Annotated in this window: 20 protein-coding genes; 12 read left to right on the plus strand and 8 right to left on the minus strand. The window is 67.2% G+C overall.

Annotation, left to right across the window (positions count from 1 at the left end; translation table 11 throughout):
* The first annotated feature begins 7 nt into the window (after window positions 1-7).
* Window positions 8-622 carry a TetR/AcrR family transcriptional regulator gene (locus tag EV580_RS17085; RefSeq protein WP_133693103.1) on the plus strand — a complete coding sequence of 205 codons (615 nt, stop codon included), beginning with the start codon at window positions 8-10 and terminating at the stop codon, window positions 620-622.
* A 10-nt stretch (window positions 623-632) separates the two neighbouring features.
* On the plus strand, window positions 633-1,415 hold the full coding sequence (locus EV580_RS17090; RefSeq protein WP_166654755.1) for an enoyl-CoA hydratase/isomerase family protein: 783 nt from the start codon (window positions 633-635) through the stop codon (window positions 1,413-1,415).
* On the opposite strand, the gene panB is transcribed toward EV580_RS17090, so the two are convergent.
* The gene (gene panB, locus EV580_RS17095; RefSeq protein ID WP_133692405.1) at window positions 1,412-2,254 is read right to left on the minus strand and encodes a 3-methyl-2-oxobutanoate hydroxymethyltransferase; all 843 of its coding nucleotides are present in this window, start codon (window positions 2,252-2,254) and stop codon (window positions 1,412-1,414) included. The genes EV580_RS17090 and panB overlap by 4 nt on opposite strands.
* 174 nt (window positions 2,255-2,428) lie before the next feature.
* On the opposite strand from panB, the gene EV580_RS17100 reads away from it, so the two are divergent.
* From EV580_RS17100 to EV580_RS17110, 3 genes are all read left to right on the plus strand, one after another.
* Entirely contained in the window at window positions 2,429-3,826 is a 1,398-nt protein-coding gene (locus EV580_RS17100; RefSeq protein ID WP_133693104.1) for a WS/DGAT/MGAT family O-acyltransferase, read from the plus strand.
* A 58-nt stretch (window positions 3,827-3,884) separates the two neighbouring features.
* Window positions 3,885-5,429 carry an alpha/beta hydrolase gene (locus EV580_RS17105; RefSeq protein ID WP_133692406.1) on the plus strand — a complete coding sequence of 515 codons (1,545 nt, stop codon included), beginning with the start codon at window positions 3,885-3,887 and terminating at the stop codon, window positions 5,427-5,429.
* A gap of 122 nt (window positions 5,430-5,551) precedes the next feature.
* Window positions 5,552-7,084: an alpha/beta hydrolase gene (locus EV580_RS17110; RefSeq protein ID WP_166654794.1), complete on the plus strand. Its 1,533-nt coding sequence runs from the start codon at window positions 5,552-5,554 to the stop codon at window positions 7,082-7,084.
* 1 nt (window position 7,085) lies between these two features.
* Here the strand turns inward: EV580_RS17110 and EV580_RS17115 are convergent, their stop codons facing one another.
* Together EV580_RS17115 and EV580_RS17120 are read right to left on the minus strand one after the other, a co-directional pair.
* Window positions 7,086-8,027 carry an SPFH domain-containing protein gene (locus EV580_RS17115; RefSeq protein WP_133692408.1) on the minus strand — a complete coding sequence of 314 codons (942 nt, stop codon included), beginning with the start codon at window positions 8,025-8,027 and terminating at the stop codon, window positions 7,086-7,088.
* On the minus strand, window positions 8,024-8,263 hold the full coding sequence (locus EV580_RS17120; RefSeq protein ID WP_133692409.1) for a hypothetical protein: 240 nt from the start codon (window positions 8,261-8,263) through the stop codon (window positions 8,024-8,026). Before EV580_RS17120 ends, EV580_RS17115 begins: the two co-directional genes overlap by 4 nt.
* Before the next feature lie 96 nt (window positions 8,264-8,359).
* On the opposite strand from EV580_RS17120, the gene glnA (EV580_RS17125) reads away from it, so the two are divergent.
* From glnA (EV580_RS17125) to EV580_RS17140, 4 genes are read left to right on the plus strand one after another with little or no spacing between them, the layout of a single operon-like run.
* Window positions 8,360-9,700, plus strand: a complete 1,341-nt coding sequence (gene glnA / locus EV580_RS17125; RefSeq protein ID WP_133692410.1) for a type I glutamate--ammonia ligase — start codon at window positions 8,360-8,362, stop codon at window positions 9,698-9,700.
* A gap of 18 nt (window positions 9,701-9,718) precedes the next feature.
* The gene (locus tag EV580_RS17130; RefSeq protein ID WP_166654756.1) at window positions 9,719-12,694 is read left to right on the plus strand and encodes a bifunctional [glutamine synthetase] adenylyltransferase/[glutamine synthetase]-adenylyl-L-tyrosine phosphorylase; all 2,976 of its coding nucleotides are present in this window, start codon (window positions 9,719-9,721) and stop codon (window positions 12,692-12,694) included.
* A 5-nt stretch (window positions 12,695-12,699) separates the two neighbouring features.
* Window positions 12,700-13,326: a PaaI family thioesterase gene (locus EV580_RS17135; RefSeq protein WP_133692412.1), complete on the plus strand. Its 627-nt coding sequence runs from the start codon at window positions 12,700-12,702 to the stop codon at window positions 13,324-13,326.
* A gap of 2 nt (window positions 13,327-13,328) precedes the next feature.
* A complete protein-coding gene (locus tag EV580_RS17140) occupies window positions 13,329-14,189 on the plus strand; it encodes a TIGR03619 family F420-dependent LLM class oxidoreductase (protein ID WP_133693105.1) in 861 nt (286 codons plus the stop codon).
* Here EV580_RS17140 and EV580_RS17145 read toward each other — a convergent pair.
* From EV580_RS17145 to EV580_RS17155, 3 genes are all read right to left on the minus strand, one after another.
* Window positions 14,186-14,599: a DoxX family protein gene (locus EV580_RS17145; RefSeq protein WP_133692413.1), complete on the minus strand. Its 414-nt coding sequence runs from the start codon at window positions 14,597-14,599 to the stop codon at window positions 14,186-14,188. The genes EV580_RS17140 and EV580_RS17145 overlap by 4 nt on opposite strands.
* 84 nt (window positions 14,600-14,683) lie before the next feature.
* Window positions 14,684-15,262, minus strand: a complete 579-nt coding sequence (locus tag EV580_RS17150; protein WP_133692414.1) for a class I SAM-dependent methyltransferase — start codon at window positions 15,260-15,262, stop codon at window positions 14,684-14,686.
* Window positions 15,263-15,311: 49 nt separating this feature from the next.
* A complete protein-coding gene (locus tag EV580_RS17155) occupies window positions 15,312-16,034 on the minus strand; it encodes a helix-turn-helix domain-containing protein (RefSeq protein ID WP_166654757.1) in 723 nt (240 codons plus the stop codon).
* A gap of 106 nt (window positions 16,035-16,140) precedes the next feature.
* On the opposite strand from EV580_RS17155, the gene EV580_RS34075 reads away from it, so the two are divergent.
* Complete coding sequence (locus EV580_RS34075; RefSeq protein WP_183518289.1) at window positions 16,141-16,404, plus strand: hypothetical protein; 264 nt, start codon at window positions 16,141-16,143, stop codon at window positions 16,402-16,404.
* An 89-nt stretch (window positions 16,405-16,493) separates the two neighbouring features.
* Here the strand turns inward: EV580_RS34075 and glnA (EV580_RS17165) are convergent, their stop codons facing one another.
* Window positions 16,494-17,930, minus strand: coding sequence for a type I glutamate--ammonia ligase (gene glnA, locus EV580_RS17165; RefSeq protein ID WP_133692416.1), 1,437 nt, complete (start codon window positions 17,928-17,930; stop codon window positions 16,494-16,496).
* A 180-nt stretch (window positions 17,931-18,110) separates the two neighbouring features.
* Here glnA (EV580_RS17165) and EV580_RS17170 point away from each other — a divergent pair, with 180 nt between their 5' ends.
* Both EV580_RS17170 and EV580_RS17175 read left to right on the plus strand, forming a co-directional pair.
* Window positions 18,111-18,575, plus strand: coding sequence for an RDD family protein (locus EV580_RS17170; RefSeq protein WP_133692417.1), 465 nt, complete (start codon window positions 18,111-18,113; stop codon window positions 18,573-18,575).
* A gap of 13 nt (window positions 18,576-18,588) precedes the next feature.
* Window positions 18,589-19,872: an HNH endonuclease gene (locus EV580_RS17175; protein ID WP_133692418.1), complete on the plus strand. Its 1,284-nt coding sequence runs from the start codon at window positions 18,589-18,591 to the stop codon at window positions 19,870-19,872.
* On the opposite strand, the gene EV580_RS17180 is transcribed toward EV580_RS17175, so the two are convergent.
* Window positions 19,869-21,659 carry an amidohydrolase gene (locus EV580_RS17180; protein ID WP_133692419.1) on the minus strand — a complete coding sequence of 597 codons (1,791 nt, stop codon included), beginning with the start codon at window positions 21,657-21,659 and terminating at the stop codon, window positions 19,869-19,871. The two genes, EV580_RS17175 and EV580_RS17180, sit on opposite strands and share 4 nt — an antisense overlap.
* Between the last annotated feature and the right edge of the window lie 21 nt (window positions 21,660-21,680).

Genomic DNA, 21,680 nt, shown 5'->3' on the forward strand with positions numbered 1-21,680 from the left:
ATGGCCTATGCGCAGCGCGGGCCATGAGGGGCGGGGCCGTCCCCGGCTCGAACAATCCCGGCGCCCGGGAAACACCGCACGCGAGGAGATCCTCGACGCCGCCGCTGAGCTGTTCACCACGATCGGCTACGCGGGCACGTCGACGCGGCGGATCGCCGACGCGGTGGGTATGCGGCAGGCCTCGCTGTATCACCACTTCGCCACCAAGGACGACATCCTCGATGCCCTGCTGGCCGGCACGGTCGACGAGGCCCTGCGGCTGGCCGGCGAGCTGCTCGTGCAGGGCGGTTCGGCAGGTGAGCGACTGCACGCCCTGGTGGTCGCGGACTGCTCGCAGCTGTGCACGAGTCGCTGGAACCTCGGCGCGCTGTACCTGCTGCCCGAGCTGCGGGTCGAGCGGTTCGCGCAGTTCCGGGCCAACCGTGAGGAGTTGCGCCGGCGCTACCGTCAGCTGGCGGCTCAGGTGATCGCCGAGCGCGACGGGATCGCCGAGGCTGACGACCTCCCGTTCCGCCTCGTGGAGTCGGTGATCAACCGCCGCTCCGACAACGAGGAGTGCACTCCCGAGACGCCAACAGTAATAGCCGATGCCGCCCTCCGGATCCTGGGCTGGCATTGCTAACGTTCCGGCCGTGAGCGACTACCAGACCCTGTCCTTCGAGCAGTCCGGCCCGATCGTGCGGATCGTGCTGGACCGGCCCGATGCCGCCAACGGCATGAACGACGTGATGACCGCCGAACTCGCGCAGGTCGCGGCCCGCTGCGATGTTCCGGACGTCAAGGCCGTCGTGCTCACCGGGGCCGGCCGGTTCTTCTGCGCCGGTGGCGACCTCAAGGCGATGGCGGCCTCGCCGCTGGGGCCGGGCCGCTTCGTCAAGGGCATCGCCGACGACCTGCACCGGGCCATCTCGACGCTGGCCCGGATGGATGCGGTGCTGATCACCGCCGTCAACGGGGTGGCCGCGGGCGCCGGTTTCAGCCTGGCGATTGCCGGAGATCTGGTGCTGGCCGCCGACGCCGCGTCGTTCACCATGGCCTACACCAAGGCCGGGCTGAGCCCCGACGGCAGCTCCTCGTACTTCCTGCCGCGGATCATCGGGGTGCGCCGGACTCAGGAACTGATGCTGACCAACCGGACCCTGAAGGCGGCCGAGGCGGCGGACTGGGGATTGGTCAACGAGGTCGTGCCGGCCCCGGAGCTGGAAGCGAGGGCTCAGGCATTGGCCGAGCAGATCGCTTCTGCGGCAAAGGGTTCCAGCGGAGCCGTCAAGAAGCTCATGCTGGCCACGTTCGGCAGCGGGCTCGAGGAGCAGATGGAACTCGAGGGCCGGCTGATCGCGGCGTGCGCCGACAGTGCGGATGGCCGCGAGGGTATCGACGCGTTCTTGAACAAGCGCGCGGCGGAGTTCAGCTAGAAGCTGTGCTCCTCGGCCGGGAACGCGCCGGTCGCCACCTCTTCGGCGTATTGCATTGCCGCACGGCGCAATTCGCCGCCGACATCACCGAAGCGCTTGACAAACTTGGCGGTCTTGCCGCTGGTGAGTCCGGCCATGTCCTGCCAGACCAGCACTTGGGCATCGCAATTGGGCCCGGCGCCGATGCCGATGGTCGGAATCGTGAGCTTGCCGGTGATCTGAGTGGCCAGCTCGGCGGGCACCATCTCCATCACCACCGCGATGGCGCCGGCTTCTTGGACGGCGATCGCGTCGTGGATGGTCTGCTCGGCGGCGTCACCGCGGCCCTGGACCCGGAAACCGCCGAGCCCGTTGACACTCTGCGGGGTGAAGCCGATGTGGGCGACCACGGGAATGCCCGCGGCGCTCAGCGTGGCGATCTGCTCGGCGACCCGCTCGCCGCCCTCGAGCTTGACCGCGTGCGCACCGGTCTCCTTCATGAACCGGGTCGCCGTCGCCAAAGCCTGGCGCGGGCTCTCCTCGTAGCTACCGAACGGGAGGTCGGCCACGACCAGTGCGTGCTCGGCGCCGCGGACCACACCGCGAACAAGGGGGATGAGCTCGTCGACCGAGATCGGCACGGTGGTGTCGTAGCCGTATACGACGTTGGCGGCGGAGTCACCGACCAGGAGAACCGGAATCCCGGCCTCGTCGAAGGCCCGGGCGGTGGAGTAGTCGTAGACCGTGAGCATGGCCCACTTGTGGCCTTCGGACTTCCACTTCAGCAGGTGGTGGGTGCGAACTTTGGTGCGCGAAACTGCGGGCACGCTAGCGCCGCCATAGACAGTCTGTTCAGACATCTTTGTCCCTAGATTTCGTCTCTGTCGATCCTCGAGGCCCATCCGGGTCCCCGGGTTCGTCTGACGCGTTCAAGTGTGCCACCGCGCGTGGCAAAGGTGAACGAACTCCTGAAGTGGACTTTCTCACACCCGCGACAGGTGGGCCGACATACCATCGGCCGCATGGTTCAACACCTGCAGCGACTCAGCGGACTCGACGCGAGCTTCCTCTATCTCGAAACCCCGTCCCAGCCACTGCATGTGTGCTCGATTCTGGAGCTCGACGCCTCCACGATCCCGGGTGGCTACACCTTCGACCGGCTGCGGGACGAGCTCGCGTTGCGGGTGAAGGCCATCCCGAGCTTCCGCGAGCGGCTCGCGAACAGCTTCCTCAACCTCGACCATCCTGTGTGGGTCGAGGACGAGCACTTCGACATCGACCGTCACCTGCACCGCATCGGGCTGCCCGCCCCGGGCGGCCGCGCCGAGCTCGGCGAGATCTGCGGGCACCTGGCCTCGCTGCCACTCGATCGTCGTCACCCGCTGTGGGAGACCTGGGTGATAGAGGGTGTCGGCGGCACCGACGCCCGCAACGGCGGACGGCTGGCCGTGCTCACGAAGGTCCACCATGCGGCGGTCGACGGGGTGACGGGCGCGAACCTGATGTCGCAGCTGTGCAGCACCGAACCCGATGCGCCGCCGCCGGACCCGGTCGAGGACGAGTACGGCGCCACCAACCAGCTGCGGATCGCGCTGGGCGGGCTGGGCAACTTCGTCACCCGGCCCCTGCACCTGGCTACCAAGGTGATTCCGTCGACTGTCAGCACCGTCGTCGACACCGTTCAGCGCGCGGTCGGCGGACGGGCGATGGCCGCCCCGTTCGCGGCGCCGCAGACCAAGTTCAACGCGAGCATCACCGCGCACCGCAACGTCGCGTTCGCCGAGCTGGACCTCGAGGACATCAAGACGGTCAAGAACCACTTCGGGGTGAAGGTCAACGATGTGGTGATGGCGCTGGTCGCCGGGGTGCTGCGGCAGTACCTGCTCGACCGCGACGAACTGCCCGAATCGTCACTGGTGGCCATGGTTCCGGTGTCGGTACACGACCGCTCGGACCGCCCCGGCCGCAACCAAGTGTCGGGCATGTTCTCCAAGCTGGAGACCCAGATCGAGGATCCGGCCGAACGCATCAAGGCCATCGCCGCGGCCAACAACACCGCCAAGGAACACAGCGCGGCGATCGGGGCCACCTTGCTGCAGGACTGGAGTCAGTTCGCCGGTCCCGCGATCTTCGGGGTGGCGATGCGGGTCTACGCGCGGACCAAACTGACCGAGGCCCGGCCAGTGCACAACCTGGTGATCTCGAATGTGCCCGGCCCGCAGATCCCGCTGTACTTCCTGGGCGCCGAAGTGACCGCGATGTACCCGCTCGGGCCGATCTTCCACGGCTCGGGTCTCAACATCACGGTGATGTCGCTGAACGGCAAACTCGACGTCGGCCTGATCGGTTGCCCGGAGCTGATTCCCGACCTGTGGGATCTGGCCGACGATTTCGCGGTCGGGATGAAGGAACTGCTCGACGCCACCAAATAGGCACCCCCGGCGGGTCGGTGTGTCGGGCACCCCGGCGCGACATGGCAGCATGTTTGCCATGAGGCTCTTCCACCGACCACGCGCTGTCCGCACCGCCCTGGTGCTCCCCGCCGTGGCCGCACTCGTCGCGAGCGCAGGCTGCAGCACCGTCGTGGGGGGATCGGCCGTGATCGCCGGACCGCAGATCGGGCAACCGGTGCAGTGGGGTCCGTGCCGGGTTGCCGGTGGCGGCGGGGGCAATTCGTTGCCGATTCCGGCAGGCGCGCAGTGCGGCAAGATCGCCGTGCCCGTCGACTACGCGAAGCCGGACGGGCCCGTCGCGGTCCTCGCGCTGATCCGCTTTCCGGCCACCGGCCAGAAGATCGGCTCGCTGATCATCAACCCGGGCGGTCCGGGCGAGTCGGGCATCGAAGCCGCCGCCAGCATCGTCGAGAACCTGCCCAGCACGGTCCGGCAGCGCTTCGACATGGTGGGCTTCGACCCACGCGGAGTGGGTTCCTCGACCCCGGCGCTGTGGTGCAACTCCGATGCCGACAACGACCGGCTGCGGGCCGACCCCCAGGTGGATTACAGCCCCGAGGGTGTCCAGCACATCGAGGGTGAAACCAAGGCCTTCGTCCAGCGCTGCGTCGACAAGATGGGCAAGGACTTCCTGGCCAACGTCGGCACCGCAAGTGTCGCCAAGGATTTGGACGCCCTGCGCGCCGCCGTCGGCGACGACAAGCTGACCTACCTCGGCTACTCGTACGGCACCCGGATCGGCTCGGCCTACGCCGAGGCGTTCCCCGACAAGGTGCGCGCCATGATCCTCGACGGCGCCGTCGATCCCAACGCCGATCCCATCCAGGCCGACATCGATCAGGCCGCGGCATTCCAGCAGGCGTTCAACGACTATGCCGCCGACTGCGCGAAGGACCCCAGCTGCCCGCTGGGTACCGACCCGGCCAAGTCCGTCGACGTCTACCGCGATCTGGTCGACCCGCTGGTCGACAAGCCGCTGCCGACCCAGGATCCGCGAGGCCTCGGCTACAGCGACGCGATCATCGGCACGATCATGGCGCTGTATTCGCCGAACCTGTGGCGGCATCTGACGCAGGGCCTGACCGAGATGACCAACGGCCGCGGCGACACCATGCTGGCGCTGGCCGATATGTACATGCGCCGGGACGCGCAGGGGCACTACACCAACGCGACCGACGCGCGCATCGCGGTCAACTGTGTCGACCAGCCGCCGATCACCGACCGCGACAAGGTGATCGCCGAAGACAAGAAGATGCGTGAGGTCGCGCCGTTCATGAGCTACGGCGACTTCACCGGGCACGCCCCATTGAGCACGTGTGCGTTCTGGCCGGTGCCGCCGACCAGCACGCCGCACGCGGTCAATGTCAGCGGGCTGCCGCCGGTGCTGGTGGTGTCCACGACCAATGACCCGGCGACGCCGTATCAGGCGGGTGTGGACCTGGCCAAGCAGCTCGGCGGCGCGCTGCTGACGTTCAAGGGAACGCAGCACACCGTCGTGTTCCAGGGCAACACGTGCGTGGACAACTACGCGGCGGCCTACCTCGTCGATTTGAAGCTGCCTCCGCCCGGCGCCACCTGCTGACGCGAAACCTGCGGGGCCACAACGCTTCTACGCGGGCGTCAACAATTGTTACCGATTTCGCTGACATCTGAGATCGGAGTGTGACCGCCTCGCCGCCGCACCCAGCGCGTCCCCATGCGACGATGGCGGGCATGGGACGCGCGAGTCGGATCGGCTCGGTGCTCTTCTTCTGTACTGTGCTGACGGCCGGAGTCACGGCCCCGTCGGCCGCGGCCACCGGCAACGGCGGGGCCGGGCAGACGTCGGCGCCGCAGGTCATGTGGGGGAGCTGTCAGAAGTTCCTCGGTGACAACGCGCGTGACATCCCCACCGCGCAGTGCACAACGGTGCCGGTACCGATCAGCGACGCGGATCCCACTGGGCCGCAAGCACAGTTGGCCGTCATCAAGATCCCGGCCACCGGCCAGCGGATCGGCGCCCTGTTCGTGAACCCCGGCGGGCCCGGCGCTTCGGCGGTCGACTCCGCCGCGGGCATGGGCTACGCGCTGGCCGGCAGCCCGATGGCCGAGCACTTCGACATCGTCGGATTCGACCCGCGGGGGGTCGGCTATTCGACGCCATCGGTGCGCTGCCGCACCGACGCCGAGTTCGACGCCTACCGGCGCAACCCGCTGGTCGACTACAGCCCCGCCGGTGTGGCCGCCATCGAGAAGATCAACAGCGACTACGCCAAGGAATGCGCCGACAAGATGGGGGCGGCGTTCCTCGCCGGAGTCGGAACCGCTTCGGTCGCAAAGGATATGGACACCGTCCGCCAGGTACTGGGCGACGACACGATCAGCTATCTCGGGTTCAGCTACGGCACCGAGATCGGCACCGCGTATCTGGAGAAGTTCCCCGACCGGGTGCGCACGATGGTGCTCGACGGCGCGATCGATCCCGCGCAGGACACCGTCGACTCGATCATCCAGCAGATGACCGGCTTCCAGGTGGTGTTCAACGACTACGCCGCCGACTGCGCGAAGTCGGCGGGCTGCCCGCTGGGTACCGACCCCGCACAGTGGGTCAACCGCTACCACCAGCTGGTCGATCCGCTGGTGGCCAAGCCCGGCCCGACGTCGGATCCGCGCGGCCTCGGTTATCAAGACGCCCTCACCGGAACGTTCAACGCGCTCTACACACCGCAGTACTGGAAGTTCCTCACCAGCGGTCTGCTTGGGCTGCAACGCCAGACCGATGCCGGCGATCTGCTGATGCTCGCCGACGAGTACGACGGCCGTGATCCCTACGGGCATTACAGCAACGGCCAAGACGCGTTCAACGCCGTCCGCTGTGTCGACAGCCCGACACCCACCGATCCGGCGGTGTGGGCCGACATCGACCGGCGTACCCGCGAATTGGCGCCCTTCCAGGCCTACGGCCAGTTCACCGGATTCGCGCCGCGCGATCTGTGCGCGTTCTGGCCGGTGCCGCCGACCTCGACGCCGCATCCGGCGAGCCCGGCCCCGCCGGGCAGCGTCGTCGTGGTGTCCACGACGCACGACCCCGCCACGCCTTACGAGGCGGGCGTCAACCTCGCCCGGGAACTGAACGCGCCGCTGATCACGTTCGACGGCACCCAACACACCGCGGTGTTCAACGGCAACGAATGCATCGACTCGACGATCGTGAAGTACTTCGTCGACCAGATCGTGCCCGGCAACCTGACCTGCTGACTCAGCGGCCGCCCTGCGGAACCACATACGTGGGCTGATACGGATTCTGGCCGGCCTCGATGGCCTTGGCCCTCAAGTAATCGTCGGCAGAGGGATATCCGGCGATCTCGGCTCGCTTCTGCAACGCCTGCTGTTGGGCCAGCTCGGTTTGGGCTTTCGCGGCCACCACGTCCGCGTCAGCCTTGGCCTTCGCGGCTTCGGCGTCGGCAACGCCTTTGGCCCGCGCCGCATTCGCCTGGGCGATGGCCTGCTGCTCGGCGACGATGGCCTCCTTGAGGCCCGGGTCCACCGGATCGGGCTTCATCACCGTCACCGCGAAGTTGGAGAAGTACTCCTGGCCGTTGGTGCGGGCTCGAGTGGCTTGCGGCAGGGTTTCGCGCAGGGCGTTCTGAAACTCCACCCGCACGGCCTCGTCGTTCCAGATCTGCCGCCACGTGTACTTCTGGGCCACCGACACCAAGGTGTTCTCCAGAGGCTGGCCCACCACATAACGCAGCAGACTCACCCAGCCCTCACTGACGGTTCCGTCGTTGTTGAGCCAGCCGGAGTACTTCGTGCCGAATTCGCGGTGGAACTCTTTGAGCTTGTCGCAGTCGCTGGTCAGGTCGAAGGTGACCGAGACCGGGACCTTGAGCTCGGCCGGGGCCGAGGCGTTGGAGACCACAAGTGTGGCGGGGGCTTCCGCGTCGGGCCGGTCGAGGGCGTCCCAGGAGATCTGGCGCGACGGATAGAGATAGACCTTGAACCCGCCCGGGGGGTTGAACTCCGAGGTTTCCGGGCTGATGCAGCCCTCCACCTTCGGGTCGGTGGGAATCAGGAAGTAGTCGTCCACCTTGACGGCAGTGGTGCCCGCCCCCACCTGGGTGGTGCAGCCGCTCAAGATGATTCCACCCACGATGAGCGCCGCCGCGCCGGCGCCGATGGCGATGATTCGACCCTTCACGTCTCTTCCGTTCCTCGGTTGAAGATGATGTCGTTCAGTCGTTCCTGGCGCTCGGTCTCGTAGCGGTCCCGCTCCCGTGCGAGCAACTCACGGGCATATGCCCGGCGCTCGCGTCCTGAAAGAAATACCAGGGGATCCTTCACGCCGCGCAGGGTCTTGCGGAGTTGCTGGATGTAGATCGCCATGGCGATGATGACGATGGCGGCGATGAGAAGTATGGGAATGACCGCCCTCATCGGCTCAGTATCCACGAATGCCGCCAATTGGCCTGGTGATGCGGCTCTTACCGCCTGCGTAACACGGAATTAACACCCGCTGCATACGCTCGCGTCATGGACCGCCAGAAGGAATTCGTGCTGCGCACGCTGGAGGAACGGGATATCCGATTCGTCCGGTTGTGGTTCACCGACGTGCTCGGCTACCTGAAGTCGGTCGCGATCGCTCCCGCGGAGCTCGAAGGCGCCTTCGAAGAGGGGATCGGTTTCGACGGATCCTCGATCGAGGGCTTCGCGCGGGTCTTCGAATCCGACACCGTCGCGCGCCCGGATCCCTCGACGTTCCAGGTGCTTCCGTGGACCACGAGCGGCGGCCAGCACCACTCGGCGCGGATGTTCTGCGACATCACGATGCCCGACGGGTCGCCGTCGTGGGCGGACAGCCGCCACGTGCTGCGCCGTCAGCTGGCCAAGGCCAGCGACCTCGGCTTCTCCTGCTATGTGCACCCCGAGATCGAGTTCTTCCTGCTGGAGCCCGGCCCGTATGACGGCTCGGTGCCGGTACCCGCCGACAATGGCGGCTACTTCGATCAGGCCGTGCACGATTCGGCGCCCAACTTCCGCCGCCACGCCATCGACGCGCTGGAGCAGATGGGCATCTCGGTCGAGTTCAGCCATCACGAGGGTGCGCCCGGTCAGCAGGAGATCGACCTGCGGTATGCCGACGCGCTGTCGATGGCCGACAACGTGATGACGTTCCGCTACGTCGTCAAGGAAGTCGCGCTGGCCGAAGGCGTGCGGGCATCGTTCATGCCCAAGCCGTTCGCCGAATATCCCGGCTCGGCCATGCACACCCACATGAGCCTGTTCGAGGGCGAGACCAACGCGTTCCACAGCCCCGACGATCCGCTGCAGCTTTCCGACGTCGCGAAGTCGTTCATCGCGGGCATTCTCGAGCACGCCAGCGAGATCAGCGCGGTCACCAATCAGTGGGTGAACTCCTACAAGCGGCTGGTGCACGGCGGCGAAGCGCCGACGGCGGCCTCGTGGGGAGCGTCCAACCGCTCGGCGCTGGTGCGCGTGCCGATGTACACCCCGCGCAAGGCGTCCTCGCGGCGCATTGAGGTGCGCAGCCCCGATTCGGCATGCAACCCGTACCTGGCGTTCGCGGTGCTGCTGGCCGCCGGGCTGCGCGGCATCGAGAAGAACTATGTGCTGGGCCCGCAGGCCGAGGACAACGTGTGGACGCTGACTCCCGAGGAGCGCCGCGCGATGGGCTATAAGGAGCTGCCGTCCAGCCTCGGCATGGCGCTGCAGGAGATGGAGAGCTCCGAACTGGTCGCCGAGGCACTGGGCGAGCACGTCTTCGACTACTTCCTGCGCAACAAGCGCGCGGAGTGGGAGGAGTACCGCAGCAACGTCACGCCGTACGAGTTGAAGGCGTACCTCTCACTCTGATTACCGTGCGCTACCGTCGTGCACGTGGCCAAACCAGCGACGCAGCGCCCACGCGTTCCCAGCGTGGGCCGGCTTGGTCTGGTCGAGCCGTCCGCAGCCGCTGACCTGACTCGACTGGGCTGGGACACCGACTCACACGTCGAACTGCTGTGGTCGTTGTCGCGGGCGCCGGACGCCGACGTGGCGCTGCAGACGATGAGCAGGCTCGCCGACGCACTCGGCGGTGACTGGCCGCAGCTGAATTCCGCTCTGCTCAAGGATCGCGGCCTGCGCGGCCGGCTGTTCGCGGTGATCGGATCGTCGCTGGCGCTGGGTGATCATCTGGTGGCCAACCCGCAGTCATGGCACCTGCTCGAGGGTGCGGTGACGCTGCCGAATCCCGCCGCGCTGCGCCGGTCGTTCGACGACTGCATCGCCGAATTCGGCACCGTCCCAGCCGCGATCATGCCGCGGCTGCGCACGCTCTACCGCGACCACCTGTTGGTCCTGGCCGGCCTCGATCTGGCGCCGACGGTGGAGAACGAACCGGTGCCCGCGTTCTCCACGATCGGCGAGCACCTGTCGGATATCGCCGACGCGGCGCTGGACTCCGCGCTCAAGGCCGCCGTCGCGAACGTGTGCAAGGAAGGCAGTCCGCCACCCCGCCTCGCGGTCATCGCGATGGGTAAATGCGGTGCGCGGGAACTGAATTACGTCAGCGACGTCGACGTCATCTTTGTCGGGGAGGACGCCGACTCGGTGACCACCCGGGTGGCCGGGGAGATGATGCGGCTGGCGTCGGACACGTTCTTCGAAGTTGACGCCGCGCTGCGCCCGGAAGGCAAGCAGGGCGCCCTGGTGCGCACCCTGGACTCGCATATCGCCTACTACCAGCGGTGGGCCAAGACGTGGGAATTCCAGGCGCTGCTGAAGGCCAGGCCCGCCGTCGGCGATGCCGAGCTCGGGCAGCAGTACATCGCGGCGCTCATGCCGATGGTGTGGACCGCTTGTGAGCGTGAGGATTTCGTGCCCGAGGTGCAGGCCATGCGCCGCCGGGTGGAGGCGCTGGTACCCGCCGATGTGCGCGACCGCGAGATCAAGCTCGGGACGGGCGGACTGCGTGACGTCGAATTCGCGGTCCAGCTCCTGCAATTGGTGCACGGCCGGACCGACGAGTCACTGCACGTGGCCTCGACGGTCGACGCGCTGGCCGCCCTGGCGGCCGGTGGCTATGTAGGACGCGACGACGCGGCCAACCTGACCGCGTCGTATGAGTTCCTGCGGTTGCTCGAGCACCGGCTGCAGCTGCAGCGGCTCAAGCGAACTCACATGCTGCCGCCCGCCGAGGATGAGGAAGGCCTGCGCTGGCTGGCCCGTGCGGCGCACATGCGTCCCGACGGCACCCACGACTCGCTGGGCGTATTGCGCGAGGAGATCAAGCGGCAGAACCTGCGCGTATCGCGGTTGCACGCCAAGCTTTTCTACCAACCGCTGCTCGAATCGGTCGGTCCGTCCGTCGGGCTCACGCCGGGACTGACGCCGGCCGCGGCCGAACGGCAGCTGGCTGCGCTGGGGTACGAGGGCCCGCAGAGCGCACTGACGCATCTGAGCGCGCTGGTCAATCTGAGCGGGCGCCGCGGGCGGGTCCAGTCGGTGCTGTTGCCCCGGCTGCTGGACTGGCTGTCGGATACGCCCGACCCGGACAGCGGTCTGCTCGCGTACCGGCGGATCAGTGAGGCATTGAGCGAACAGCGTTGGTACCTCAGCACTTTGCGCGACGAAGGTGCGGTCGCCAAACGACTGATGCAGGTGCTGGGTACCTCGGCCTATGTGCCCGAGCTGTTGATGCGGGCACCGGAGGTCATCCAGCAATACGCCGACGGCCCGGCCGGGCCCAAGCTGTGCGATACCGATCCCGACGCGGTGTCTCGTGCGCTGATCGCCTCGACCGCACGCCACGCCGACCCGGTGCGCGCGATCGCGGCCGCACGAACGCTGCGCCGCCGGGAGTTGGCCCGGGTGGCGTCGGCGGATCTCTTGGGCCTGCTCGAAGTGCGTGACGTCTGTAGCGCGCTGACGTCGGTGTGGGTGGCGGTGCTGCAGTCGGCACTGGATGCGGTGATCCGTGCCAACACCCCTGCCGACGGTGTGGTGCCCGCGACGTTCGCGGTGATCGGCATGGGCCGGCTCGGTGGTGGAGAGCTGGGTTATGGCTCGGACGCCGATGTCATGTTCGTCTGCGAGGCGAATCCCGGCGTGGAGGAGTCCCGCGCCGTGAAGTGGTCGGTGACGGTGGCCGAACAGGTGCGCACGCTGCTCGGAACACCCAGTGCGGACCCGCCTTTGGAGGTCGATGCCAATCTGCGACCGGAGGGCCGACAGGGTCCGCTGGTGCGCACGCTGGCGTCATACGAGGCGTACTACACGCAGTGGGCGCAGCCGTGGGAGATTCAGGCGCTGCTGCGCGCCCATCGGGTGGCCGGTGACATGGATCTTGGTCATCGCTTCCTGCTGATGGCGGACAAGACGCGCTACCCGGCAGGCGGGGTGTCCGCCGAGGCCGTCCAGGAGATCCGGCGGATCAAGGCCAGGGTCGATGCCGAGCGGCTGCCCCGCGGCGCCGACCCGAACACACACACCAAGCTCGGCCGCGGCGGGCTCGCCGACGTCGAATGGACTGTGCAGCTGCTCCAGTTGCGTTACGCCCACCAGATTCCCGCGCTGCACAACACGTCGACGCTGGACACGTTGGACGCGATCGGAGCTGCCGAACTACTGGCCGAAGACGACGTCGATTTGTTGCGGCAGGCGTGGCTGACGGCGACCAGTGCGCGCAATGCGCTGGTGTTGGTGCGTGGCAAGCCGACCGACCAGCTGCCGGGCCCGGGGCGTCAGCTCAACGCTGTCGCGGTGGCGGCGGGCTGGCACAGCGACGACGGCTCGGAATTCTTGGACAACTATCTGCGGGTCACCCGGCGCGCGAAAGCCGTGGTGCTCAAGGTGTTCGGAGGCTAGGCGCGATGGATTTCGAATTCGGCGTCATCAGCGCTGACGAGCACGACCGGATCGGCGCGCTGCACGAGCCGCTGGCCGAATCATTGCGCAAGCTCATCGAGGCCAGCATCCACAGCGGAGCCGACGCGGACACGATCATGGCGGCTCAGCAGACCATCGACGAGGTCACCGAGATGCTCGAGCGAACGCCCAGCGATCGGCCGCGGGTGCTGCGCCACGAGGAGACCGGCCTGCCGGTGGTGTGGCGCAATCCCGCTGTCGGGCGGCACAATCCGCTGGCACCGCCGATGAACACCCACCACGAAGAGGGCCGGGTGTGGACGGAGTTCACCCTCGGCCCGGTCTACGAGGGCCCGCCCGGCCTGGTGCACGGCGGTATCTGCGCGCTGCTGCTCGACCAGCTGCTAGGTGAGGTCGCCACGCGGCAGCTGAGCAAGCCCAAGTTCACCGGCACGATCACGCTGAAGTACCTGCGCGGCACGCCGCTCGGGCCGCTGCGGGGCGAGGCGTGGGTGGAGCGGACCGAAGGTTTCAAGACGTATGCGCGCGGGTTTCTCGGCGACGCACAGGGAACGACTGTCGAAGCAGAAGGGGTTTTCATCATGCCGGCGTGGGCGAGGGACACAGAGTGAAGTTGAAGTTCTACGTCAGCGTCGCGTTTCTGGAGACGAGTGAAATCGTCGAAATCGCCAAGGCCGCCGACGAGCTCGGCTATGAGGGGCTTGGCATTCCCGACCACGTGGTGAACCTGGAAACGCTGGCCACCCCGTACCCGTACACCAAGGACGGTCAGCGGCGCTGGCAGCCGTTCACCGATTGGCCGGACCCGTGGGTGCTGGTCGGCGCGCTGGCCCAGGCAACGCAACAGATCAAGTTCGTGACGACGGTGTACATCCCCGGGATGCGCGATCCGTATTCGGCGGCCAAATCCATTGGCACCGCGGCATACCTGGCGGGCGGCCGGGTGGAACTCGGGATCGGGGTGGGCTGGTGCGAAGAAGAGTTCACGCTGATGGGTCAGCAGTTCGCCAAGCGTGGCAAGCGCACCGACGAGATGATCGAACTGATGCGGGCGCTGTGGCAGCCCGGGTGGACGGAATTCGACGGCGAGTTCTATCAGACCCCTCGCTTGGAGATGATGCCGACGCCACCGCACATTCCGGTCTACAGCGGGGGACTGTCCGATATCGCGCTGCGGCGGGCGGCGCGCCTCGACGGCTGGATCGGCGACCTGATCAGCCTCGACCAGGCGATCCTGCGGGTCGAGAAGCTACGGGAGCTGCGGGCCGAAAACGGTTTGACGATGGACGGTTACGAGATCCTGACACCGCTGACCGATGCGTTCACGATCCCGCACTACGAGAAGGCCGCCGCGGCAGGCATCACCGGCATCGTGACGATGCCGTGGATGTTCTACTCCGGGCCGGATGCATCACTCGCCGACAAGATCGACGGAATGCGACGGTTCCGCAAGGACTTGGCGCTGGACGCCTAGCGTTTACCGCGGGCGGCATCCAGCGCGTAGGCGCCGCCGCCGGTGAACACCAGCAGCAGGAACCCGAAGCACAGCGCGACCGCAAGCTCGCCGCCGTTGACGACGGGCCAGAAGCTCTTCTCGATGTGCTGGGTGAAGTAGGCGACGGCCATCTGGCCGCAGGCGATGAAGGCCGCGATGCGGGTGAACAGTCCCACGGTGATGAGAGCGCCCAGAACGATTTCCAGGACGCCGGCATACCAGTAGGGCCAGGAGCCGGTGGTGATTCCGGCCTGTTCGCCGATCGGCGCGGGCCAGCTGAAGATCTTCGAGAGTCCCTCGAATCCGAACAGCAGTCCGAAGAAGATCCGGAACACGCTGAGGGCGGCAGGTGCATTGCGGTCGAGGCGAGCGTCAAGTCTCTGCGTCATGGTGACCACCCTACTATTCGGACTGCGGTCCGGATAGCCGACCTGTGAGGGTTGGAGCTTTCGGCTGGTCGGGCTGGCGCACGGTCATGCCGCCGCTCGCACTTCGAACCGCAGGACATGGCCCCGCAGTACGGTTCTGGCGTCCAGATCGAGTCCGCCGTCGGCGCAGTGCGCTTTGAACTCGTCGGGGGCGAACAACCGGAACGGCGACCGGTCGACGCGATGGATCGCCGTGGCCAGGGGCGTGCGGACGAGGTCGTAGCCGACGAACACCCCGCCGGGCCGCAGCACCCGGGTCGCTTCACGCACCGTCGTCTCCCAATCGATCACGTGGTGCAACATCAGGCAGCTCACCACGGAGTCGAAGGAGGCATCGGGAAACGGCAACGCGGTGGCGTCGGCCAGATGGACCGCGGCGTTCGGCACGCCGCGCAACCGGTCGGTGGCGGCCGCGACCATCACGGGGTCCAAGTCGGTCGCCGTCACGGAGGCGTTCGGGTGTTCGCATGCCAGCTGTTCGGCCACAGCTCCACTCCCGGAGCCGATTTCGAGGACGTCGCGTCCCAGTACCTCGGTGGGCAACGACCGCACCGTCGTTCCCGTGCTGGTACGCCACAGCGCTCCGCAGCAGAATGCTCGTTCGACTCTCGACATCACCGACATGGACCCAGCTTGTCGTGTGGCGGCTCGGATGCGCTTGTACAGATCCGTTCTATTCGGACAGGGCGCGGGCCAGGTCTCGGGGCGAGCCGCCCAACATCTCCCAGCAGGCACGATTGGCGTGGGCGCCGTCGGTGAATCCGGCCGAGTGGGCGGCGTCGGTCACCGACCCGCCGTGATTCAGGTACTCCATGCCCGCGAGGAGTCGAATCCACCGGGTGGTGGCCGAGAACGACGTACCGGTCTGCTTCTTGAACAGCCGACCGAGATAATCGGGGGACAGCGCTACCGCTCGGGCGATCGTGACGATGTCGGCAGGATTGGCCGGGTCGGCCCGAACCAGGTCGACGGCCTGCTTCAGTTGTGGATGGCCGGGTTGTGGCGGGGTGTCGGCGATCAGTTCACCGATCAGTCGACGCGCGGCTCCCTCGAGGCCCTGATCGGCGAAAACTGTTGCGATGCAATCGGATAGGTCGTCGTCGGCAATCCACACCCCGCCCGCCGCGCGTGCGTTGATCGCGGCGCCGGGTGCGGTCTCGGGTCGCAGGTACAGCGACATCGGTGTCACGCCGTCCGCGCAGCCGAGCGCGTGGCGGGTACCGCTGGCGATGACGACCGCACGGCAGTTGCGAATCACGCCGTCGGCCGTGGTCAGTTCGAGCGGTCCGTCCAGACCGACACCGACCTGCACCGCGGGGTGGTGATGCATGGCGACGTCACCGAAGGCGCCGGCCACCGCGAGCTCACCGTCGGGGCCGATCCAGGTGCTGTGCACGTCGCCATCGTAAGCAAGAGCACTCGCTGCGGAAAGGCCTTGGAATGCCTGTGAAGGTGCTTGCGGCCCGGTCGGTTGACGTCGACGGCGATTAGGGTTCCGCACTGTGCGGGGGTACACCGTCGCCAGGATGAAGCGGCGCACGTCAATTCGAGGCATCGTGATGCTGGCGTTCGCCGCCGTCGTCGTCGGCCTGTCGATCGCGACACTGCGGCATCACTTCACGCCACCCGTCGACGTCCCGCTGTCCCCACGGCCACCGGCTACGGTGGCCGCCGTTCCGCCGCCACCCCCGACAATGCACGCGCCTACCGCGCCACCGCCGCCGCCAGCGCCACCTCCACCGCCGCCGAAGGTCAAGACGCACTGAATATGGCTGGCTGCCAACGCAACTGGTGCTGACAGACAAAACCACCCGTGCGCGCGAGGAGCGCGACACGGGTGGTTTCGTCAGACGACTTAGACGTCGTAGTAGAGCGAGAACTCGTACGGGTGAGGACGGATCTGCACGGGCAGGATCTCATTCTCACGCTTGTAGGAGATGTAGGTCTCGATCAGATCCTCGGTGAACACGCCACCCTCGGTGAGGTATTCGTGGTCCTCTTCGAGCTTGTCGATGACGGCCGACAGCGACGTGGGCGCCTGCGGGATCGCGGCGGCCTCGTCCGGCGGCAGCTCGTAGAGGTCCTTGTCGACCGGGGTCAACGGCTCGATCTTCTTCTTGATGCCGTCGATACCGGCCATCAGCATCGCCGAGAAGGCCAGGTACGGGTTGCCCGAGCTGTCCGGGCAACGGAATTCGAGACGCTTGGCCTTCGGGTTGTTGCCGGTGATCGGGATACGGACGCACGCACTCCGGTTGCGCTGGCTGTACACCAGGTTGATCGGGGCCTCGTAGCCGGGCACCAGACGCTTGTAGGAGTTCACCGTCGCGTTGGTGAACGCCAGCAGCGACGGCGCGTGGTGCAGGATGCCGCCGATGTAGTGGCGGGCGATATCCGACAGACCCGCGTAGCCGGCCTCGTCGTGGAACAGCGGCTTGCCGTCCTTCCACAGCGACTGGTGGGCGTGCATGCCCGAGCCGTTGTCGCCGAAGAGCGGCTTCGGCATGAAGGTGACGGTCTTGCCGTTCGCCCACGCGGTGTTCTTGATGATGTATTTGAACAGCAGCACATCATCGGCAGCGGCCAGCAGGGTGTTGAACTTGTAGTTGATCTCGGCCTGGCCGGCGGTGCCCACCTCGTGGTGACCGCGCTCCAGCGTGAAGCCGGCGTTCTGCAGGTTGGTGGCCATCTCGTCGCGCAGGTCGACGTAGTGGTCGTACGGGGCGACGGGGAAGTAGCCACCCTTGGGGCGGACCTTGTAGCCCCGGTTGGCCGAGCCGTCGGCCTCGAAGGGCTCGCCGGTGTTCCACCAGCCCGACTCGGAGTCGACCTCGTAGAAGGTGCCGTTGATCTTCGAGTCGAACGACACCGAGTCGAAGATGTAGAACTCGGCCTCGGCGCCGAAGTAGGCGGTGTCGGCGATGCCGGTGCTGGCGAGGTAGTTCTCGGCCTTGCGGGCGACGTTGCGCGGGTCGCGCGAGTAGGCCTCGCGGGTGAACGGGTCGTGCACGAAGAAGTTCAGGTTCAGCGTCTTGGCGGCCCGGAAGGGGTCGATACGCGCGGTGTCGGGATCCGGCAACAGCATCATGTCGGACTCGTGGATGGACTGGAAGCCGCGCACCGACGAACCGTCGAACGCAAGGCCGTCCTCGAACACGCTCTCGTCGAACGCGGAGGCGGGGATGGAGAAGTGCTGGACCACGCCCGGCAGATCGCAGAAGCGGATGTCGACGTACTCGACTTTCTCGTCCTTGATCAGCTTGAACAGGTCGTCAGCGTTCTTTTCTGCCACTTACTAACTCCTTCGATGCAGCCGGTTTAGCGCAGGTCTCGGCACAGGGGTTTGTTAACCCGCGGCTGACGCTATGGATCTGATGTTGCACTCCCGTCAAGCTCATGTTGCGCCGACGTTACGCGTCGGGCCTCATGGAGCGGATCGGGGCGTTGCCGCAGCCACGCATATCCTAGGACGATGGCGCGCGAGATTGGATCTTGGCTGTCCGGACCGGAACCGGTGACGCCCGGTGACGAGTCGGGGTGGCCCGGCCAGGCCCTGGGCCTGCCGGAATCCGGCCCGCGTTCGCTGGCGCGGATGGGCCGGCGCTTTCTGGGGCTGCTGATCGACTGGCTGATTGCCTACGGGCTCGCCGCGCTCGGGATGTCGCTTGGCATCGTCAGTGTCGCCACATTGTCGACGGCGGTTTTGGGGATCTGGTTCGTGCTCGGCGTGCTCTCGGTGCGCTTGTTCGGGTTCACGCCGGGGCAGTACGCGCTCGGCTTGATGGTGATTTCGGTGGACAACCGCCAGCACGTCGGCATCGGGCGGGCGATCGTGCGCGGGGTGCTGCTGTCCCTGGTGATTCCCGGGCTGTTCACCGACGCCGACGGCCGCGGCCTGCAGGACAAGTTCACCGCGACGGCTGTCGTCCGCCGGTGATACTATCGAACGTATGTTCGAAGAATTGCTGGAGATCGACCTCGAAGCCGGGGAATCGGCGCTGGTCGAGCGCATCGCGGAGCTTGAGCGGTTGAAATCCGCCGCCGCCGCGGCGCAGGCCCGGCTGACCGCCGCGCTCGATGCATCGCGGCGCTCGGCGGAGGCGGCGGCCGGGGTTCCCGCCGCGAAGCGGGGGCGTGGCCTGGCCGCGGAGGTGGCGTTGGCCCGGCGGGACTCGCCGGGCAAGGGTGGCCGCCATCTGGGCTTCGCCAAGGCGCTGGTATACGAAATGCCGCATACGCTGGCCGCTCTCGAGTGTGGGGTGTTGTCGGAATGGCGGGCCACCCTGGTGGTGCGCGAGTCGGCCTGTCTGGATGTCGAGGACCGGCGTCGGCTGGATGCGGAATTGTGTTCTGACATCGCCACATTGGAGGGTGTCGGAGACGCGGCGCTGACCGCCGACGCCAAGGCGATCGCCTACCGGCTGGACCCGCACGCGGTCGTCGACCGGGCGGCCAAGGCGGTGGAGGAACGCACGGTGACGATCCGGCCGGCGCCGGACACGATGACCTATGTAACCGCCCTCTTGCCGATGGCGCAGGGGGTGTCGGTGTACGCCGCCCTCAAACGAGAAGCCGATGTCTGCTGTGACGGGCGGTCGCGCGGTCAGGTCATGGCGGACACGGTGGTCGAGCGGGTGACTGGCCGGCCGGCCGATGAGGCGGTGCCGGTGGCGGTCAACGTGGTGATCTCCGATCAGGCGCTGCTGGGGGCCGAGCAGGGCGCGGCGGTGATCGCCGGCTACGGGTCGGTTCCCTCGGCGGTGGCCCAGAAGATGGTCTTCGACGCGGTGAGCGATCCGCGGTCACGCGCCACTCTGCGGCGGCTCTACGCCACACCGGCCAGCGGCGCGTTGGTGGCGCTGGAGTCGCGGTCGCGACTGTTCCCCAAAGGTTTGGCCGACTTCATCGAGCTGCGGGACCGACGGTGCCGAACCCCATACTGCGACGCGCCCATTCGCCACCGTGACCATGCGACACCGTATCGGCGTGGCGGTGACACCAGTGCGGACAACGGGCAGGGCCTGTGCGAAGCGTGCAACTACGCGAAAGAGGCCGCGGGCTGGCACCCTGTCACCAGGGTTGACGAGAACGGCACGCACGCAGCGGAATTCATCACGCCGACCGGTGCGCACTACCATTCGGTCGCGCCACCGATGCCTGGTACGCCAAAGATGCCGATGACCGAGGCCGAGACGTATCTAAACGGCCGCCTGTTGCAGGTGATCGCCGCCTAAACCTGGTGGCGGACTTGACCGTTCATCATCGTCATCGTGATGGTCGCGCGGTGGATGTCGTGCGGGTCGATCTCGAAGATGTTGGTGTCCAACACGATCAGATCGGCCTGCTTGCCGACCTCGACGGAGCCGACCTTGGCGTCCATCCGGATCTGGTAAGCGGCACCCATGGTGTTGGCGTGCACGGCCTCGGCGACGCTGAGTCGCTGATCGGCGGGCGCGAGCACGGGCGCGTCCGACTGCCCGATCAGCTGACGAGTCACTCCGATCTGGATGGAATCCAGCGGCTTGTAGGTGGAGAAGTACCCGGCCGCCGGCCAGTCGGTGCCCAGCGAGATCCGGCCACCCGAGCGCAGGACGTCCTGCGTGCGATAGAACAGGTCCTGGCGTGGCCTGCCGTACCGCGCGGCCATGTTCTGCACGGTGTCGGGATCGGACGACATCCAATTCGCCGAAAACTGCGCTGTCACACCGAGTTTGCCGAACCTCGAACTGTCGGGATCCTCCACATAGACCAGGTGGGCGATCGTGTGCCTGCGATCGCGGGGCGGATTCGTCGCGATCGCCGCCTCGATGGAATCCAGCGCGACCCGCGCCGTGCGCTCACCGCACGCGTGGACGTGCACGTCGAACCCGGCCGCGTCGACCTCGCGCACCAACTGATGCCACTGTTCGTCGGTGAACGGCGAGGCGCCGATCGAGTCCGGCTTGTCCGCATACGGCTCGAGCAGCCAGGCGGTGTAGCCGCCCTGCGTCCCGTCGCCGATGATCTTCACGACGCCGACAGTGACCAGTTCGGTCGAGATCCGGTTGCGGATATCGGTGACCTTCGCCACCGCGTCGTCGACGGGTGCGGACTTCACGCTGTACGAGGCGGCCACCCGGAACGGCAGCTTGCCCCGCTGCTCCAGATCGGTATACAGCGCGATCAGTGCGCCCTGGTCGTCACCAACCGGCGGTACGCCCGCATCGAACACCGTCGTGATGCCGGCCGCCGACGCCTTGGGCAGCCACGTCTCCAGCAGGGTCTGCATCGAGTGCGCCGAGATCGGGTCGACGGCATTGACCAGGCCCAGCACCGCCTCGACCTCGAGCACGTAACCGGTCGGCTCACCGTGCTCGTCGCGGACGTACAGACTGAAGCCCGGGATCGGATCCGGGGTGTCGCGGGTGACGCCCGCGATCTCCAGCGCCTTGCTGTTGGCCCACATGCTGTGGCCGTCGATCGCGAAGAAGAAACCGGGCCGGTCGGGCAGTACCGTGTCCAGCTCCTGGCGGGTCGGCCCATGGGGGCCGAACATGTCGACGCGCCAACCGAATCCACGCACCGGGCCGTCCGGATGCTCTTTGGCGTAGGCGGCGATCGCGACCAACGCGTCCGCGCCGGTGGGCACCTGCAGGTCGACCCCGCTGGTCAGGAACGCGCCGAGGAACGGATGGATGTGACCTTCCACGAAACCTGGCAGCAGCAGCTCGCCCTTGAGGTCGACGACGCGCGTGTCCGGTCCGGTCTGCGCCGCCGCACCCGTGTCGTCGCCGACGTAAGAGATGGTGTTCCCGGTGACGGCCACCGCCTGTGCCCACGGCTGGGCGGGTGAGACCGTGTAGATCCGGCCGTTGCGGAACACCACGTCGGCCTTCGTGCTGCCCACCGCCGCGGGCGGTTTCGTGCAGGCCGCGGCGGTGGCGACGGCCGTCACCGCGGCCGCTCGCAATGCTGTGCGCCGCGTCAAGACGCCGGTGGTCAAGGCACTGAAATGCGGCGCCCAATCACAAGCAGTACAGATAACGTCCCCCCGAAACGGTTG

Source organism: Mycobacterium sp. BK086 (assembly GCA_004362315.1).
Taxonomy (GTDB): domain Bacteria; phylum Actinomycetota; class Actinomycetes; order Mycobacteriales; family Mycobacteriaceae; genus Mycobacterium.